Annotated in this window: 15 protein-coding genes; 10 read left to right on the forward strand and 5 right to left on the reverse strand. The window is 59.6% G+C overall.

The window, feature by feature from the left end:
* Positions 1-4: 4 nt before the first annotated feature.
* The 8 genes from RYB66_RS01600 (at position 5) to RYB66_RS01635 (ending at position 9,227) form a co-directional block, all read left to right on the forward strand.
* Positions 5-1,444: an alginate O-acetyltransferase AlgX-related protein gene (locus tag RYB66_RS01600; RefSeq protein WP_004663967.1), complete on the forward strand. Its 1,440-nt coding sequence runs from the start codon at positions 5-7 to the stop codon at positions 1,442-1,444.
* Between the two features lie 8 nt (positions 1,445-1,452).
* Positions 1,453-2,589, forward strand: coding sequence for a mannuronate-specific alginate lyase (locus tag RYB66_RS01605; RefSeq protein ID WP_005752927.1), 1,137 nt, complete (start codon positions 1,453-1,455; stop codon positions 2,587-2,589).
* Positions 2,590-2,780: 191 nt separating this feature from the next.
* Complete coding sequence (locus tag RYB66_RS01610) at positions 2,781-4,337, forward strand: MBOAT family protein (RefSeq protein WP_316893591.1); 1,557 nt, start codon at positions 2,781-2,783, stop codon at positions 4,335-4,337.
* 10 nt (positions 4,338-4,347) lie between these two features.
* On the forward strand, positions 4,348-5,523 hold the full coding sequence (locus tag RYB66_RS01615) for an alginate O-acetyltransferase (RefSeq protein WP_005732683.1): 1,176 nt from the start codon (positions 4,348-4,350) through the stop codon (positions 5,521-5,523).
* A 12-nt stretch (positions 5,524-5,535) separates the two neighbouring features.
* A complete protein-coding gene (locus RYB66_RS01620; RefSeq protein ID WP_004658322.1) occupies positions 5,536-6,204 on the forward strand; it encodes an alginate O-acetyltransferase AlgF in 669 nt (222 codons plus the stop codon).
* A 118-nt stretch (positions 6,205-6,322) separates the two neighbouring features.
* Positions 6,323-7,774: a mannose-1-phosphate guanylyltransferase/mannose-6-phosphate isomerase gene (locus tag RYB66_RS01625; protein WP_004663964.1), complete on the forward strand. Its 1,452-nt coding sequence runs from the start codon at positions 6,323-6,325 to the stop codon at positions 7,772-7,774.
* Between the two features lie 152 nt (positions 7,775-7,926).
* Positions 7,927-8,391 (forward strand): hypothetical protein, encoded by a 465-nt coding sequence (locus RYB66_RS01630; RefSeq protein ID WP_016980911.1) that lies wholly within the window; start codon positions 7,927-7,929, stop codon positions 8,389-8,391.
* 17 nt (positions 8,392-8,408) lie between these two features.
* Positions 8,409-9,227: an SDR family oxidoreductase gene (locus tag RYB66_RS01635; protein WP_002552245.1), complete on the forward strand. Its 819-nt coding sequence runs from the start codon at positions 8,409-8,411 to the stop codon at positions 9,225-9,227.
* Between the two features lie 173 nt (positions 9,228-9,400).
* On the opposite strand, the gene RYB66_RS01640 is transcribed toward RYB66_RS01635, so the two are convergent.
* Genes RYB66_RS01640 through RYB66_RS01655 form a run of 4 tightly spaced genes read right to left on the reverse strand, consistent with a single transcriptional unit; the run spans position 9,401 to position 14,139 of the window.
* Positions 9,401-10,261, reverse strand: a complete 861-nt coding sequence (locus RYB66_RS01640; RefSeq protein ID WP_005746024.1) for an HlyD family secretion protein — start codon at positions 10,259-10,261, stop codon at positions 9,401-9,403.
* Positions 10,262-10,284: 23 nt separating this feature from the next.
* On the reverse strand, positions 10,285-10,485 hold the full coding sequence (locus tag RYB66_RS01645; RefSeq protein WP_005746027.1) for a DUF1656 domain-containing protein: 201 nt from the start codon (positions 10,483-10,485) through the stop codon (positions 10,285-10,287).
* Positions 10,475-12,661: an FUSC family protein gene (locus RYB66_RS01650; protein ID WP_005746028.1), complete on the reverse strand. Its 2,187-nt coding sequence runs from the start codon at positions 12,659-12,661 to the stop codon at positions 10,475-10,477. The genes RYB66_RS01645 and RYB66_RS01650 overlap by 11 nt, the downstream gene beginning before the upstream one ends.
* Positions 12,658-14,139 carry an efflux transporter outer membrane subunit gene (locus tag RYB66_RS01655; RefSeq protein ID WP_016981539.1) on the reverse strand — a complete coding sequence of 494 codons (1,482 nt, stop codon included), beginning with the start codon at positions 14,137-14,139 and terminating at the stop codon, positions 12,658-12,660. The genes RYB66_RS01650 and RYB66_RS01655 overlap by 4 nt, the downstream gene beginning before the upstream one ends.
* Positions 14,140-14,322: 183 nt before the next feature.
* Here RYB66_RS01655 and RYB66_RS01660 point away from each other — a divergent pair, with 183 nt between their 5' ends.
* Together RYB66_RS01660 and RYB66_RS01665 are read left to right on the forward strand one after the other, a co-directional pair.
* Positions 14,323-15,270 (forward strand): LysR family transcriptional regulator, encoded by a 948-nt coding sequence (locus tag RYB66_RS01660; protein ID WP_002552240.1) that lies wholly within the window; start codon positions 14,323-14,325, stop codon positions 15,268-15,270.
* 87 nt (positions 15,271-15,357) lie between these two features.
* Positions 15,358-16,332 (forward strand): 2-hydroxyacid dehydrogenase, encoded by a 975-nt coding sequence (locus RYB66_RS01665; RefSeq protein ID WP_005733186.1) that lies wholly within the window; start codon positions 15,358-15,360, stop codon positions 16,330-16,332.
* Between the two features lie 36 nt (positions 16,333-16,368).
* Here the strand turns inward: RYB66_RS01665 and RYB66_RS01670 are convergent, their stop codons facing one another.
* On the reverse strand, positions 16,369-17,271 hold the full coding sequence (locus tag RYB66_RS01670; protein WP_044318230.1) for a DMT family transporter: 903 nt from the start codon (positions 17,269-17,271) through the stop codon (positions 16,369-16,371).
* Positions 17,272-17,273 lie beyond the last annotated feature (2 nt).

Genomic DNA, 17,273 nt, shown 5'->3' on the forward strand with positions numbered 1-17,273 from the left:
TGTTATGCATGCACATCTGATCAAGCTGTTGAGCCTGTCCAGCCTCACCGCCGCCTTGATGGCCGCCGCTGGTGTCGCTCGGGCGGACGACTCGCAAGCGCCGACGTTCAAGGCCGAGCCTTGCTGCTCTCTGTGCCCGGCCGCGCATGACGCGAAAAACTACACCACGCGTTATCAGCAGAACTTCACCACACTGGTCCAGGCTCAGGGCGACTGGCTGTTCCGGACTCAGGAAGACCTGCGCACCGAATTCGACACCACGCCTGCCGGCTACCGCCGCATGAAAGAACTGCACGATGCGTTCAAAAGCAAAGGCGTCGAACTGGTAGTGGTCTATCAACCGACCCGTGGTCTGGTAGATCGCAACAAGCTGTTTCCAGCCGAGCGCGACAAGTTCGACTACGACAAGGCACTGAAAAACTATCAGGCCATGCTCGGCCGCTTCAGCAAGATGGGTTACTGGGTCCCGGACCTGTCGCCGTTGACCAACGAGCAGCAGGCGCATGACTTCTACTTCCGCGGTGACCAGCACTGGACGCCTTACGGCGCACAACGCACGGCGAAGATTGTCGCTGAAACCGTGAAGAAGGTTCCGGGTTACAGCGACATCCCCAAGCGTGAGTTCGAAAGCCATATTTCCGGACGCATGGGCAAAACGGGCACTTTGCACAATATGGCGGGTCAATTGTGCGGCACCAGCTACGCGATCCAGTACATGGATCAGTTCACCACCGAACCCAAGGGTGAGGCGGGCGACGGTGACCTGTTCGGCGATTCCGGCAACCCGGAGATCACGCTGGTCGGCACCAGTCACAGCGGCAAGAACTACAACTTCGCTGGCTTCCTGCAGGAATACATGGGTGCCGACGTGTTGAACGTAGCGTTCCCTGGTGGTGGTCTGGAAGGTTCGATGCTGCAGTACCTGGGCAGTGAAGACTTCCAGAAGCGTCCGCCGAAAATTCTCATCTGGGAATTCTCGCCGCTGTATCGCCTGGATCAGGAAACCATCTATCGCCAGATGATGGCGCTGCTGGACAACGGTTGCGAAGGCAAGCCTGCGGTAATGAGCGCCAGCACCACCCTCAAGCCGGGCACCAACGAAGTGTTGGTCAATGGCAAGAATGGCATCAAGGATATCCGCAACGGCAGCAATCAGATCGATATCAAGTTTGACGATACTTCGGTGAAAGTCCTTCAAGCCAGGCTCTGGTACATGAACGGGCGTCACGAAGACCTGAAAATCGAAAAACCGGAAACGTCCGATACTGACGGACGCTTCGCGTTCGAACTGCGCGAAGACGAGGACTGGGCTAACCAGCAATTGCTGGCGCTGGAGATCCAGGGACCGGAAGCAGGCACGGCACCACAGAAAGTCGAAGCCAAAGTATGCAAACGCAACGTGTTCCCGAGCGCTGCGACACACACAGCTCAAGCCGGACTATGAGGTGACTTATGCAGACTCCTAAACTGATACGCCCTACCCTGCTGTCGATGGCAATTCTGTCATCGATGGCCTGGGCTACGGGTGCGTCCGCCGCACTGGTTCCACCCAAGGGCTATGACGCCCCGATCGAAAAAATGAAGACGGGCGATCACAATTTCAGCTGTGAAGCCATTCCAAAGCCGTACACCGACAAGCTGGTTTTCCGCAGCAAGTACGAAGGTTCGGACAAGGCACGTGCGACCCTCAACGCCGTGTCGGAAGAAGCCTTTCGCGATGCGACCAAGGACATCACCGACCTTGAGCGCGGCGTCAGCAAAGTCGTGATGCAGTACATGCGCGACGGTCGTCCGGAACAGCTCGATTGCGCGCTGAACATGATGACTACCTGGGCCAAGGCTGATGCACTGGAATCTCGCGAGTTCAACCACACCGGCAAGTCCATGCGCAAATGGGCACTGGGCAGCATGTCCTCCGCCTACCTGCGTCTGAAGTTCTCCGAGTCGCATCCGCTGGCCAATCGTCAGCAGGACGCGAAGATCATCGAAGCATGGTTCAGCAAGCTGGCCGACCAGGTGGTCAGCGACTGGAGCAACCTGCCGCTGGAAAAAATCAACAACCACTCGTACTGGGCCGCCTGGTCAGTGATGGCAACCGCCGTCGCAACCAATCGACAGGACCTCTTCGACTGGGCTGTGAAGGAATACAAGGTCGCCGCCAATCAGGTGGACAAGGACGGTTTCCTGCCTAACGAGATGAAGCGTCGTCAACGCGCGCTGTCGTATCACAACTACGCACTGCCGCCGCTCGCGATGATCGCCAGTTTCGCCCAGGCCAACGGTGTCGATCTGCGTCCGGAAAACAATGGTGCCTTGAAGCGTCTGGGTGACCGTGTGCTGGCTGGCGTCAAAGACCCTTCGATTTTCGCTGAACACAACGGCGAGAAACAGGACATGACGGACTTGAAGAAAGATCCGAAATTCGCCTGGCTCGAACCGTACTGCTCGCTCTACACCTGCAGCCCGGATGTGCTGGAAGAGAAACACGAAAAGCAGCCGTTCAAGACTTTCCGCCTCGGCGGTGACCTGACCAAGGTCTACGACCCGACGCACGAGAAAGGCGACAAGGGCGACAACGACGGCTCCTGATTCACTGTTGTTATTTGTAGGAGCGGACTTGTCCGCGAAGCCCCACGCCCAGGCGATGCATCCATGAGACCGGACCTCGCCTGAGCTGCTTCACCGACAAGCCGTAACGCGACGTGTTTTACCCCCCAATTTCAACGGGGGGTTTGGGGGGGCTTTGAGCCCTTGAATGTTGGACAAACGGAGAGATAAGGATGGTTTTCTCATCCAACGTGTTCCTGTTCCTGTTCATGCCGATCTTCCTCGGCTTGTACTACCTGAGCGGGCAACGCTATCGCAATCTGCTGTTGCTGATTGCCAGCTATATCTTCTACGCCTGGTGGCGTGTGGACTTTCTGGCGTTGTTCATCGGCGTGACCGTCTGGAACTACTGGATCGGTCTCAAGGTAGGCGCAGCAGGTGTGCGGACCAAACCGGCACAGCGCTGGCTGCTGCTCGGCGTAATCGTGGACCTGTGTATTCTGGGCTACTTCAAATACGCCAACTTCGGTGTGGACAGCATCAACGCAGCCATGACCTCGATGGGTCTTGAACCGTTCATCCTGACCCACGTGCTGTTGCCGATCGGTATCTCGTTCTATGTCTTCGAGTCCATCAGCTACATCATCGACGTTTACCGCGGCGACACCCCGGCCACGCGCAACCTGATCGACTTCGCTGCATTCGTCGCGATCTTCCCGCACTTGATCGCCGGCCCCGTGCTGCGTTTCCGCGACCTGGCCGACCAGTTCAACAACCGCACTCACACGCTGGACAAGTTCTCTGAAGGTGCAACGCGCTTCATGCAGGGCTTCATCAAGAAAGTGTTCATCGCCGACACCCTGGCGGTGGTCGCCGACCACTGCTTCGCTCTGCAGAACCCGACCACCGGCGATGCCTGGCTGGGCGCCCTGGCCTACACCGCGCAGCTGTACTTCGACTTCTCCGGTTACAGCGACATGGCCATCGGTCTGGGTCTGATGATGGGTTTCCGCTTCATGGAAAACTTCAAACAGCCCTACATCAGCCAGTCGATCACAGAGTTCTGGCGTCGCTGGCACATCAGCCTGTCCACCTGGCTGCGTGACTACCTGTACATCACCCTGGGCGGCAACCGTGGCGGCAAGTTCGCGACTTATCGCAACCTGTTCCTGACCATGCTGCTGGGCGGTCTGTGGCACGGTGCCAACGTCACCTACATCATCTGGGGTGCCTGGCACGGCATGTGGCTGGCCATCGAGAAAGCGGTCGGCATCAACACCAAGCCTTACAGCTTCAACCCGATTCGCTGGGCACTGACCTTCTTGCTGGTGGTCATAGGCTGGGTCATCTTCCGCGCCGAAAACCTGCATGTCGCCGGTCGTATGTACAGCGCCATGTTCAGCTTCGGCGAGTGGCAGCTGTCGGAACTTAACCGTGCCAGCCTGACCGGTCTGCAAGTTGCAACACTGGTGGTGGCTTATCTGACGCTGGCGTTCTTCGGTCTGCGCGACTTCTACCAGAACCGCGAAAAAGACACCGGCAAGAGCGCCAAGGCTGACGGTCCTGCGACCGCACAACCGGGCACCATCAAGGCCGTTCCCGGCGATGCTCCCGGCAGTCTGCACCTGCCAAGCTACACCGTGGGCAGCGAAGCCCAGGTGCAGCCCGCGTACTGGGTTGCCGACTGGCCACGTTATGCCATGCGTGCACTGATCCTGCTGCTGTTCGTGGCTTCGATTCTCAAACTCTCGGCGCAAAGCTTCTCGCCGTTCCTTTACTTCCAGTTCTGAGGAGCCTGACATGACCCGTTCATTACGAATCCTCTATATCGCCATCTTCCTGGCCATTCTGCTAGTCCTGGGCATCTGGTCGCTGCGCAGTTTCAGCACGTTCTCGACCTCGGCCGAGACCACCGTGCTCAACGGCAAGTGGACCAAGGCGGCGGAAACTCATTACGACGATGAGTTCCCGATCAAGCGCCTGGGCACCAACCTCTGGGCAGCGCTGGACTTCAAACTGTTCAACGAAGGTCGTCCGGGTGTTGTGCTCGGCAAGGACCAGTGGTTGTACACCGACGAAGAGTTCGACGCGGTTGCCAACGGCGAGCAGAACGAAGCCGACAACCTGGCGATCATTCAGGGTGTGCGTGACGCGCTGGAAAAACAGGGCACCAAACTGGTCCTGGCGATCGTTCCGGCGAAGACCCGTCTGTACCCGGAACATATCGGTGACAGCAAGCCTGCCAGCCTGCACACCGACCTGTATCAGCAGTTCCACGCGCAGGTCGCCAAGGCCGGGATCTTTGCCCCGGACCTGCTGGCACCGCTGCAAGCTGCCAAGCAACAGGGCCAGGTTTTCCTGCGCACCGACACCCACTGGACGCCAATGGGTGCCGAAGTCGCCGCGCAGCAACTGAGCGCCGCGATTGCCCAGAAAACGCCACTGGAAGGTGAACCTGAGCAGTTCGTCACACAAGCCAAGGGAACCGAAGCCTACAAAGGTGACCTGACTACATTCCTGCCGCTCGATCCGCTGTTCAGCAACATGCTGCCCAAGCCGGACGAGTTGCAGAAACGCAGTACCGATCCGGTAGCAGGCGAAGCGGCAGGCGGTGACGCACTGTTCGCAGACAGCGACATCCCGGTTGGCCTGGTCGGCACCAGCTACAGCGCCAACCCTAACTGGAACTTCGTCGGGGCCTTGAAAGAAGCGCTGCGCAGCGATGTCGTCAACTACGCCGAAGACGGCCATGGCCCGATTCTGCCGATGCTCAAGTACCTGCAGACCGATGCTTTCAAGAACACCCCGCCGCAAGTGGTGATCTGGGAATTCCCGGAGCGCTACCTGCCGGCACACAACGATCTTGGCGAGTTCGATCCGAAGTGGATCGCCGAGCTGAAGAAATCGCGTGACACCCAAGAAAACGTGGCGCTCAACGCCAAACAATCCGAGTCGCCCAACCGGGCGCAAAACTGAGAGGACTGACTCATGACTTTTAACACTACTGCCAACCGTTCGGCCGCAAAACGCATTTTCAAAACCTGCGCAATGGCCGCAGGTCTGGGCCTGATGTCCCTGCAAGCTTTCGCCGGTGACTCCGCCCTGTACGGCCCGACCGCACCAAAAGGCTCGACCTTCGTGCGTGTCTACAACGCCAGCAACGCCGAAATCAGCGCCACCGTTGGCAACACCAACCTCAACGAAGTGGCGCCACTGGGCAGCACTGCGTTCAGCTTCATGCCACAGGGCGACTACACCGCCAAGCTGGGCAGCCAGAGCCTGCCGGTGAAACTGGCGGGTGATCACTACTACACCATCGTCAACAACGCCAGCGGCAAACCGCAGCTGGTTGAAGAGCCGCCGTTCAAGAACAAGCAGAAATCCCTGGTTCGCGTTCAGAACCTCAGCGACAAGTCCCTGACTCTGAAAACCGCCGACGGCAAGACCGAAGTGGTCAACGCCGTAGCGGCCAAAGGCACCGGCGAGCGTGAGATCAACCCGGTCAAAGTCAGCCTGGCGCTGTACGACGGCGACAAGAAAGTCACCGATTTGAAACCTGTGGCACTGGAGCGTGGCGAAGCCGCTGTGCTCTACATCACCGGCAGTGGCAGCAGCCTCTCGCCAGTGTGGGTCAAGCCACCGGTCGCTACCCGCTAAACGGATTATGCCGGTCGGTTCAGGGCATCAGCGTTGAACCGACCCGCGCGGAACAAGAACAAGACAGAAACGACAGACACCTCGTACGGCCCTAATTGAATGCTTTTGGAGAAACAAAATGATTCCAGTTATCTTGTCAGGCGGTAGTGGTTCACGACTCTGGCCGCTTTCGCGTAAACAATTCCCTAAACAGTTCCTGGCACTGACCGGCGAGCACACCCTGTTCCAGCAAACCCTGGAGCGTCTGGTGTTCGAGGGCATGCAGGAGCCTATCGTGGTCTGCAACAAGGACCACCGTTTCATCGTCAACGAGCAACTCGCTGCGCTGAACCTGGAAACCCAGGCGATCCTCATGGAACCGTTCGGCCGCAACACGGCGCCAGCCGTTGCCCTGACCGCCATGAAGCTGGTCAACGAAGGCAACGACGGCCTGATGCTGGTGCTGCCAGCCGACCACGTCATCGAAGACCAGAAAGCCCTGCAACGCGCACTGGCACTGGCAACCGTAGCCGCAGAACGCGGCGAAATGGTGCTGTTCGGCGTACCGGCCAACAAGCCTGAAACCGGCTATGGCTACATCAAGTCCACCGCCGATGCCCTGCTGCCCGAAGGCGTCAGCCGCGTATCGCAATTCGTCGAAAAACCTGACGAAAAACGCGCCAGGGAATTCGTCGAAGCCGGTGGTTACTACTGGAACAGCGGCATGTTCCTGTTCCGCGCCAGCCGCTTCCTGGAAGAGCTGAAAAAGCACGATCCGGACATCTACGACACCTGCCTGCTGACCCTTGAGCGCAGCGTGCAGGACGGCGATGCGCTGGAAATCGACGCTTCCACCTTCGCTTGCTGCCCGGACAACTCCATCGACTACGCGGTCATGGAAAAAACCCAGCGCGCCTGCGTTGTGCCGCTGTCGGCTGGCTGGAGCGATGTCGGCTGCTGGTCATCGCTGTGGGAAGTCAACGCCAAGGACGCCAATGGCAACGTCACCAAGGGCGACGTGGTTATTCAGGACAGCCGCAACTGCATGATCCACGGCAACGGCAAACTGGTATCCGTGATCGGTCTGGACAACATCGTGGTCGTCGAAACCAAGGACGCGATGATGATTGCCCACAAGGACAAGGTCCAGGGCGTCAAGCAGATGGTCGCCACCCTCAACGAACAGGGCCGCACCGAGACCCAGAACCACCTCGAAGTGTACCGTCCGTGGGGCTCCTACGATTCGGTGGACATGGGCGGTCGTTTCCAGGTCAAGCGTATCTCCGTCAAGCCGGGTGCCTGCCTGTCGCTGCAGATGCACCACCACCGCGCCGAACACTGGATCGTGGTATCCGGTACTGCGCAGGTGACCTGTGACGAGAACGTGTTCCTGCTCACCGAGAACCAGTCCACCTACATCCCGATCGCCTCGGTGCATCGCCTGCGCAACCCAGGCAAGATCCCGTTGGAAATCATCGAAGTGCAATCGGGCAGCTACCTGGGCGAAGACGATATCGAGCGTTTCGAAGATATCTATGGTCGTTCGAACGCGCTTGAAGCGGGTGTGAAGACGCAAACTATCGCTCGCTGATAGGATTTTAGCTGCACGTTACAGGTAACACAGCCCTCGACAACTCTTTGCGCAGATTTATACGCAGAGAGTTGTCGGGGGCTTTTCATTTGCGCGACGTCCCCCTCCCAGGTTCTGTAGGATGTCCAGCATTACCTTTGCTGGAGACCTGCATGTTTATCGGCATCCTGTTGATCCTGACCTGGCTCATCCTTCTGCTCCGCTACCCGGCGAAAGCCTTGCCGGTCTCGTTGGCTGCGGCGGTCGGGCTTGGGGTCGTGGCGGCTGTGGTGATCTGGCAGGACAGCCAGGAAACGCGTCAGCTTGAGCGTCTGGATATCCGCCTGAGTTACGATCCGCAAAACTGCCCGGCAGATCGTCCGTTGCAGGTCAGCATCACCAATACCAACCAGGTTGCATTGCAGGAGCTGCGCTGGCGGATCGCGGCCTATGCGCCCGGCGACTCGGTGAATCTGGCGGATAACACCTACACCTCTGCACGCTACCGCGGCCCCGGCGAACTTCAGGCCAAAGGTACGTGGCAGGATTGCGTGCCACTGCCCGCATTGCGCAATGGCTATCGCCCGCAAACCCTGGAATTTCGCGCAGAACATCTGCAAGGCAGCTTCTCGGATTGACCACAAGGACTTCACCCATGCCTATCGCTCTGATTACAGGCTGCTCCAGCGGAATCGGTCGTGCACTGGCCGATGCATTCAAGGCCACTGGCTATGAAGTCTGGGCGACGGCGCGCAAGGCCGAGGATGTCGCTGCACTCAGTGCCGCGGGCTTTATTGCCGTGCAGTTGGATGTCAACGACGGACTGGCGCTGGAGCAACTGGCCGCCGGGCTGGAGCACAGCGGTCTGGATGTGTTGATCAATAACGCTGGCTATGGCGCGATGGGGCCGCTGCTCGATGGCGGCGTGGAGGCCTTGCAGCGGCAGTTTGAAACCAATGTGTTTTCCGTCATCGGCGTTACCCGCGCGCTGTTTGCGGCGCTGCGTCGCAACAAAGGCCTGGTAGTCAATATCGGTAGCGTTTCAGGTGTATTGGTCACCCCGTTTGCAGGTGCTTACTGTGCTTCCAAAGCCGCGGTACATGCCCTCAGCGATGCGCTACGTCTGGAGCTGGCACCATTTGGCGTACAGGTAATGGAAGTCCAGCCCGGTGCCATTGCGTCAAGCTTCGCAAAAAATGCCAGTCATGAAGCCGAACAGTTGATCAGTGAACAATCACCCTGGTGGCCTATCCGCGAAGGCATTCGCGCACGTGCAAAGGCTTCACTGGACAACCCTACTCCTGCTACAGAATTCGCCCGCGACCTGCTCAAAGCCGTGCAACAAACCCATCCGCCACGCCTGCTGCGCCTGGGCAACGGCTCACGCCTGCTGCCGCTGATGGCGTGGTTGCTGCCCAAAGGGCTACTGGATATGGGCCTGAGAAAACGCTTTGGATTGAACACCGACTTGTGACGCAGAGCGTCACGAACTGCATTCCCACGCTGGAGCGTGCGGAACGACCACCTGCCTATCGTGCGACGCTCCGATTCGTCAATCCCAATGCTGGAGCGTAGGGAGCGATCATCGCAATTATCGTGCGACGCTCCGCGTCGCATGCCGTTCTGGACGCTCTGCGTCCTCAAGCATCAGCCGTCTATTGGCCTGACAATCACCGTGCAGGTCATTCCCGCCGCCAGCAATACGCCTTCCGGTACCGCGTCCAGATGAATGCGCACCGGTACGCGCTGGGCCAGACGCACCCAGTTGAAGGTCGGGTTCACGTCAGCGATCAATTCGCGACTTTGCGGGTTGTCGCGGTCGTAGATACCGCGTGCGATGCTTTCGACATGGCCTTTTAGCACTTCGCCACTCATCAACTGCATATCGGCAGGATCGCCCACGTTAAGGTGCGGCAGCTTGGTTTCCTCGAAAAAACCGTAAACCCAGAACGAGTTCATATCGACCACGGCCATCTTCGCTTCGCCGATACGCGCATAGTCGCCGCGATGCACGTTCAGGTTGGTGACATAACCGTCCACCGCCGCCAGCACACGTGTGCGGGACAGGTTCAGTTCGGCCGCCTCCAGCTGCGCTTGCGCCAATTGGTAATCGGCCAGCGCCGAGGTGGCAACATTGCTCGCGTCGTCACGGTTCTCTGCCGAGATGACCAGTTCATCCATGTCGGCACGGCGCTTCGCGTTGAGCTTGCGCATCTCCCACGTCGCCTTGCGTGAGGCCAGCAACGCCTGCGCCTGTTTGACTGCGATCCGGTAGTGCTCCGGATCGATCTGCATCAACAAATCGCCGCGTTTTACCCGTTGATTGTCGTGCACCGGCACATCGACCACGGTGCCGGACACATCGGCGGCTACATTGATGATATCGGCGCGTACCCGACCATCACGGGTCCACGGCGTATCCATGTAGTCGACCCACAGCGTACGACCGACCCAGAGCGCGATCGCCAGCACCAGCAACGTGGCAAGCAGGCTATAGAACTTTTTCATGCGGATATTTCTCGACTCAGGCGTCAACGATAAAGGGGCAGCGCCAAAGCGCCGAAGATGCAGATAAACATGCACAAGCGCAGCAACGCCGGGTGCCAGAAATGCCGGTACAGGTCAAAACCGGCCAGCAGACGATCCAGCGCCCACGCCAGAACGACAGCCAGCAGAAACATCAGCGTCAGGCTTGGCATGTAAAGACCGTGGAAAGCTATCTCACGCGGCATGAGCCATTCCTGAAGCGGTGCGCTCGACGCCATAGGCGGCAAGCGGCGATTGCGGGTCCAACAGCGAGGTGCGGATAAAGTGCAGATAGCTTTTCACCCGACGCAGCACCGACGTATCGAAATGCGAGGCGAACGGCTCATCAGCGTCCTGTACCCGCTTGATCGCCTGATCGACCGCCGACAGGCAGCGCTGCAGATTGACCGCATCGGGCTGGATGAACAGGCGTACCAAGGCGCGCCCCATGACGCGCAACGCGATGCGCCAGGGCTGGTATTCGGCGTAGGCAGGATGAATCGGCAGAATTGCCTGTTCGCGGCGCAGCTCGATAATAGCGTGGCCGATTTCCAGCACCACGAACATCCAGCGCAACAACTCGCGCTGAACCAGCGGTTTGCCAATCGCCAGGCCGTACGCCTGATGCATCAGGTCGCGGGTCTGGCTTTCGAAGCTTGAACCCAGACGCTTGAGCGGTGCGCCAATCGCAAACACCACCTGATTGCGCAAGGCCTGCTCCAGACGCTGCCACATCCAGCGGCTGTTGGGTGGCAGGATGATCGCCCCCGCTGCGGCACAGATGAGCATGCCAAAGACCATCGCGAGGTAATCGTTGATGAAGGTGTAAGGGTTGTAGACCGTCAGGTTGTCCGGCACCGAGCCCAGGCTGAAAAAAATCAGCAGCCCCAGGCCGTATCCCGTCCACTGCGGACGTGAGCCCAGAAAAGCGCCGAGCACAAACACAGGGGCCAATAACAGGCACAGCAGCGGGAAGCCGTCGATGTGCGGGAACAGAAAAAAGGTTTCGACAAAACCCAGCAGCGCGCCGAGCAACGTACCGCCGGCCATCTGCAAAGACATGCGCCTGGGGTTGTGGGTGGTCGATGAAAGCGCAACGGTCGCCGCTGAAGCCAGAACCATGCTCGCGCCGCTGGGCCAGGCCGTCAGCACCCAATAGGCACTCATCAGGCCGACTACGCAGGTCGCGCGGGCTCCAGACGCAAGGGCTGTCATCCAGTGGGTACGCGGCACGAATGACGCTTTCCACTGTTCACGCGCATGGGTGTGATCGGCCAGCGATGCATGGGTCAACGCGTAATCATGCAGCTCGCTGACCAGCCGGTACAGCAGCTCGAACGCCGTATGAAAATCGAGTCGTTCGGCGTCGCTCGGCAGGGTTTTCTCCAGCTCGGCGCGCAGGCTTCTGACCCGCTCAGGCAACTGCGCCCTGCAGGCCTCAAGGCGCGTGACCAGCACCGCGGCATCATCGTTGGTCAATGCGCGGTCGGCGAAGCCATCAAGTAATTCTGCGAGGGTTTCAAGGCCGGGTCCGATGTGCTCTAACACGGTATCGGCGCATTCCAGACGCAGTCGTTCAAGCAACTGATGCAGTGCATTGAAGCGCGTCGTAACGGCCATGAACTCGCTGTTCAGGCGATTGAGCCGCCCATTGCGTCGGCGCATGTGCGGGTCTTCGAATACCGTGACGCTGCGCAGTCCTTCCAGTCCGATGGCCTCGGCGACGAAGCGCACGTTTCCGGTTTCAAATGCCGTGCGTGAAATGTCCCCGCGCAAACCCTCGGCCATGAAGCGAGCGAATATGCCGAAGCGCTGGTACAGCGCATTGCGCATGGCGGCACTGGAGCTCTGCGGCAGGATCGCCGCACTCACCGCAGTGGAACAGAGGATACCCAGAGTGATTTCCAGTACCCGCCACACCGCCGACATGAATGAACCTTCGGGGTGCGCCAGGGCGGGCAGCCCTACCATCGCAGCCGTATACCCCGCCAGCACAAAGCCGTAAGCGCGAAAGTTGCGATAACGCGCCGCACCTGCGGAGCAAATCCCGACCCAGAGCGCCAGGCTGCCGAGAAACGGCAGCGGGTTCTGCGCAAACAGGGCCATCAACAGCACCATCATGGCCGACCCGGCCAGCGTGCCCAGCAGGCGGTAAAAACTTTTGGCGAACACCTGCCCGCTCTGCGGCTGCATGACGATGAACACGGTGATAATCGCCGTATGCGGCTGCGGCAACTCCAGGCGCAAAGCCAGCCAGTAGGTCAGAAAAGCAGCGATCAATACTTTGAAAAGGTAAACCCAGGTCACCCCGTCACTGCGCGCCCAACTGCGAAATTCACGACGCCAGGGCAACGCCGCCATGTGCTCAAAAGCAGCAATCATTTCGCACACTCAAGATCGGCCGTGGTGCGTAAGGAATGGCAACTGCCGCTCTCCCCACCTAGCGCCACCACCAATCCGGCATAGGCATTCAGGCGCGCAGCCTCGACCTGTTGCTGAATCTGCTGCTGGCGAAACAACTGGGTCCGGGCGTTGAGCACGTTCAGGTAATCGGTCAGCCCGCGCTGCCAGGCAATCAATGCGATGTCATAGGTCTTTTGTGTCGACGCTACCGACTCGGCGGCAAATGCCTGTTGCTTGTCCATCGAGGCGCGACGAATAAGCTGGTCGGAAATACTTTTCAACGCCATCACCAGCGTCTGGTTGTAATGCGCCACGGCCTGGTCATAAGCGGCCGACGCCTGCCCCAGTTCTGCCCGCAAGCGTCCACCGTCGAAGATCGGCAGGCTGATGGCCGGTCCGACCTTGTAACCCAACTTGCTGCCGGTCAGAAACTCCAGCATGCCGCCGCCCGTGGCCATGTAGCTCAGGCTGCCGACCAGATCGACATTGGGATAAAAGCCCGCATGCGCGACATCGATACCGCGCGCCTGCGCCGCAACCTGCCAGCGCGCGGCCACCACATCGGGCCGCCGTCCCAACAGTTCGGCGGGCAATGCCGACGGCATTTTCAGCTCGGTGTGCAACGACAGCGTAGGCCGTTGCAGCGCCGCGCCCTCTCCCGGCCCTTTACCTGCCAGAGCAGCCAGCTGATTGCGGCTCAGGGCGATGGCCTCTTGCAGCGCATCAATCTGCCGGTGGGCCTCGGGCAATGGCGTTTCGGCCTGACTGATCTCGAAATGCGTGCCGATCCCGCCCTTGAGGCGACGCTGCGCCAGATCGAGTATCTGTTGCTGCTGGGCCAGCGCTGCCTCGGCGATATCCAGTCGGGCGTATTCAAGGGCCAGCTGGATGTAGGCGCGAACCACGTTTTCCTGCAATTCGAGCTGCGCCTGACGCTGCTCGGCAGCGCTCATGTGCGCCAGATCAAGGGCCTGCTCGCTGGCATTGCGTTCACGTCCCCAGAGGTCCAGCGCGTAGCTCAGACCCAGCGACGCATTGTTGTCCCAGGTGCGAGTATCGGCCAGCGCTCCGGGACCATAAAACTGATCCTCGGGCCAGTCGTGGCGCATCAGGCTGGCACTGCCCTGCACCTGCACCGACTCGGATGACTCGGCGATCTGCGCCATCGCTCTTGCCTGGCGCACACGGGCAGCGGCCAGCGCCAGACCCGGGCTGCCAAGCGTAGCAATATCGACCCAGTGATTGAGTTGCGCATCGCCATAGGCACGCCACCATTGCGCTGCGGGCCAATGGGCGTCGAGGGCAGCGCTCTGAATCGCCTGATCGGTGGCCAGGCTGTCCGCGTGCAGAAAACTGCCCTGCGGTTTGATTCCATGTGTTCCGATACAGCCGTTGAGGACCAGCGTAAAAGCCAGGATACCGACGGGCCAGAGCCCTCTGATGATGCGACGCGGCACAGCTGCGAGTTCCCGAACGGAGGTAATACACCTTGAATGGCGGCGATTCTAGGCGGCGCTTGACGCGGCGATAAGCGGGGAGATTTGTGAATCTTTGTTACTGAAACGGCGATAATCCTTTGGTCTGGATACATGCATCCGTTACTTCATGTCACAATTTGCCATCTACTCAGAGAAGTACCCATGGACACCCTGCAAAACATGCGTGCCTTCAGTTGCGTGGCGCAAGCGGGCAGCTTCACTGCTGCCGCCGCCGTGCTGGATACCACCACCGCCAACGTCTCGCGCGCGGTCTCCAACCTTGAAGCACATTTACAGACGCGCCTGCTCAACCGAACCACCCGGCGTATTGCCCTCACTGAAGCAGGCAAACGCTACTTGTTGCGCTGCGAGCAGATTCTGGCCTCGGTCGAAGAGGCAGAAGCCGAAGCCAGCGACGCGCATGCCCGCCCGGCCGGGCAACTAAAGGTGCATTCGATGCCCGGCGTCGGCCAGCATTACGTGATCGACGCCATCGCCCGTTATCGCCGCAACCACCCTGATGTCGCGTTCGACCTGACCATGACCCACCGCGTGCCGGACTTGCTGGAAGAAGGCTATGACGTGTCGATCGTGCTGGCCAGCGAACTGGCAGACTCGGGCTTTGTGTCTCAGCGGCTGGGCATTACCTATAGCATCGTGTGTGCATCGCCCGAGTACGTCAAAACCTTCGGCATGGCCCACAAGCCTGCCGACCTGCTGAATCATGCGTGCCTGCGCCTGGTCAGCCCGGTGTTCCCGCTGGACAAATGGCTGTTCGATGGCCCGGAAGGTCAGGAGATGGTCACCATCAACAGCTCGCCGCTGCTGGTCAATTCTGCGGATGCCATGAAAACCGCGATTTCCAGCGGCATGGGGATTGGCATTCTGCCGATCTACTCGGCGATCGAGGGGCTGCGCAACGGCACACTGGTGCGCGTATTGTCGGATTACCGCTCGCAGGAGCTGAACCTGTACGCCATCTATCCGTCACGCCAGTATCTGGATGCCAAGATCAGAACCTGGGTCGAATACCTGCGAGGTTCCCTGCCGGAAATTCTCGCGGCCGATGAAGCGGATCTGCATGTGCAGGCACTCAAGTCCTCGTTCTGACATCGTACAACTGTAAAAAGCGGCTGCCAAAGAGCGGAGAGGAATGTTAGCGTGCTACTCATTCAACCGCTCAAGAGTGACTGCCCAATGAAAAAAACCGTACTCGCCTTCAGCCGTGTTACTCCAGAAATGGCCGAGCGCCTGGCGCAAGACTTCAACGTGATCGTGCCCAACCCCAAGCTGGGCGACATCAACGCCCAGTTTGATGAGGCCTTGCCTGAATCCCACGGGCTGATCGGCTCCGGCCGCAAGCTGGGTCGCGAGCAGCTGCAAAACGCAGCGAAACTGGAGGTGGTGTCCAGCATCTCGGTGGGCTACGACAACTACGACGTCGACTACCTGAGCGAGCGCGGCATTCTGCTCACCAATACGCCGGATGTACTGACCGAGAGCACCGCCGACCTGGGCTTCTCGCTGATCATGAGCAGCGCCCGGCGCGTCGCCGAACTGGACGCCTACACCAAGGCCGGACAGTGGACACGCAGTATCGAGCCTCCGCACTTCGGCACCGACGTGCACGGCAAGACGCTGGGCATCGTCGGCATGGGCAATATCGGCGCAGCCATCGCCCGCCGTGGTCGTCTGGGCTTCAACATGCCGATCCTGTACAGCGGCAACAGCCGCAAGACCGAACTTGAACAGGAACTGGGCGCACAGTTTCGCAGCCTGGACCAATTGCTGGCCGAAGCGGATTTCGTCTGCCTGGTAGTGCCGCTGAGCGAAAAGACCAAACATTTGATCGGCCGTCGCGAGTTGAGCCTGATGAAGCCCGGCGCCATCCTGATCAACATCGCCCGTGGCCCGATTGTCGACGAGCCTGCGCTGATCGAAGCCCTGCAGAATGGCACCATTCGCGGTGCCGGTCTGGACGTCTATGAAAAAGAACCGCTGAAAGAATCGCCGCTGTTCCAGCTCAAGAACGCCGTCACCCTGCCGCACATCGGCTCAGCCACTACTGAAACCCGTCAGGCGATGGCCGACCGCGCCTACCACAACTTGCGCAACGCGTTGCTGGGCGAGCGGCCGCAGGACCTGGTCAATCCGCAGGTGTGGAAGGGCTAAGGCGTTTCTGCTCTATAACCGAGTATGAACATCGACTCAGGCCAGTTTGCCGCCGACCAGGACGGCAACCGGTCTGGTCTTCCTGAATACCAGCACGTTCCCCGCCATCACCAGCACAAGCCCCAGCAAGGCAGCCGCGGTCCACTGGTAGCCTTCGACCCACGTCGAGATGTTCAGCGCCACAATCGGAAACAGCACAGTGCAATAAGCTGCGCGTTCCGGCCCCATGCGCCCGACCAGGGTCAGGTAGGCGGTAAACGCAATCACCGAGCCGGGAATAACCAGAAACAGCAGTGAGCCTACGTAACGCGTGTTCCATTCGAAGGTGAACGGCGTGCCGCTGAGCAGGCAGTAGAGGCCAAGTATGGTCGCCCCGTAGAACATTCCCCACGCATTGGTGGTCAGCGGACGCAGGCCGGCTTTCTGTTGCAGGCTCGACAGCATGTTGCCCGCCGAGAAGCACAGTGTGCCCAGCAGGGCCAGGCCCAGACCGATCAGGGTCTCGCGGCTGGCGCTGTGCCCGGACAGCTCGGGCCAGAACAGACACGCCAGACCGATCAGGCCCATGGCACCACCGGCCATAACATTACCGGCGATTTTCTGGCGAAAGAATACCCGCGCATTCAGCGCATTCCACAGCGTCGAAGTCGAGAACACCACCGCGATCAAGCCGCTGGGTATCCACTGACTGGCCGTGTAGAAACACATGAAGTTGACGCAGAACAGGCACACGCCTTGCGCAAGACAAATCAACTGACCACGACGGTTGACCGGTTGCAGACGCTTTGTCAGCAGCAGGAATGCGAACAGCACCAAGGCTGCCAGCGCGAAGCGATAGACGATCGATACCGGAATCGCGACATCGCCGAGTTGAAGTTTCAGGGCGATCCAGGTCGTCCCCCAGATCAGCACAGTCAGCAGATAAAGCGAAATGTTCATGG

It is taken from the genome of Pseudomonas syringae group sp. 243L2 (assembly GCF_032587875.1).
Taxonomy (GTDB): domain Bacteria; phylum Pseudomonadota; class Gammaproteobacteria; order Pseudomonadales; family Pseudomonadaceae; genus Aquipseudomonas; species Aquipseudomonas amygdali.

Bases quoted from the DNA above. Each gene is read 5' to 3' on its own strand.
- RYB66_RS01670 (WP_044318230.1), bottom strand. From the start codon at position 17,271: ATGAACATTTCGCTTTATCTGCTGACTGTGCTGATCTGGGGGACGACC.
- RYB66_RS01640 (WP_005746024.1), bottom strand. From the start codon at position 10,261: ATGAAAAAGTTCTATAGCCTGCTTGCCACGTTGCTGGTGCTGGCGATC.
- RYB66_RS01630 (WP_016980911.1), top strand. From the start codon at position 7,927: ATGTTTATCGGCATCCTGTTGATCCTGACCTGGCTCATCCTTCTGCTC.
- RYB66_RS01665 (WP_005733186.1), top strand. From the start codon at position 15,358: ATGAAAAAAACCGTACTCGCCTTCAGCCGTGTTACTCCAGAAATGGCC.
- RYB66_RS01635 (WP_002552245.1), top strand. From the start codon at position 8,409: ATGCCTATCGCTCTGATTACAGGCTGCTCCAGCGGAATCGGTCGTGCA.
- RYB66_RS01610 (WP_316893591.1), top strand. From the start codon at position 2,781: ATGGTTTTCTCATCCAACGTGTTCCTGTTCCTGTTCATGCCGATCTTC.
- RYB66_RS01660 (WP_002552240.1), top strand. From the start codon at position 14,323: ATGGACACCCTGCAAAACATGCGTGCCTTCAGTTGCGTGGCGCAAGCG.
- RYB66_RS01620 (WP_004658322.1), top strand. From the start codon at position 5,536: ATGACTTTTAACACTACTGCCAACCGTTCGGCCGCAAAACGCATTTTC.
- RYB66_RS01615 (WP_005732683.1), top strand. From the start codon at position 4,348: ATGACCCGTTCATTACGAATCCTCTATATCGCCATCTTCCTGGCCATT.
- RYB66_RS01605 (WP_005752927.1), top strand. From the start codon at position 1,453: ATGCAGACTCCTAAACTGATACGCCCTACCCTGCTGTCGATGGCAATT.
- RYB66_RS01650 (WP_005746028.1), bottom strand. From the start codon at position 12,661: ATGATTGCTGCTTTTGAGCACATGGCGGCGTTGCCCTGGCGTCGTGAA.
- RYB66_RS01600 (WP_004663967.1), top strand. From the start codon at position 5: ATGCATGCACATCTGATCAAGCTGTTGAGCCTGTCCAGCCTCACCGCC.
- RYB66_RS01645 (WP_005746027.1), bottom strand. From the start codon at position 10,485: ATGCCGCGTGAGATAGCTTTCCACGGTCTTTACATGCCAAGCCTGACG.
- RYB66_RS01625 (WP_004663964.1), top strand. From the start codon at position 6,323: ATGATTCCAGTTATCTTGTCAGGCGGTAGTGGTTCACGACTCTGGCCG.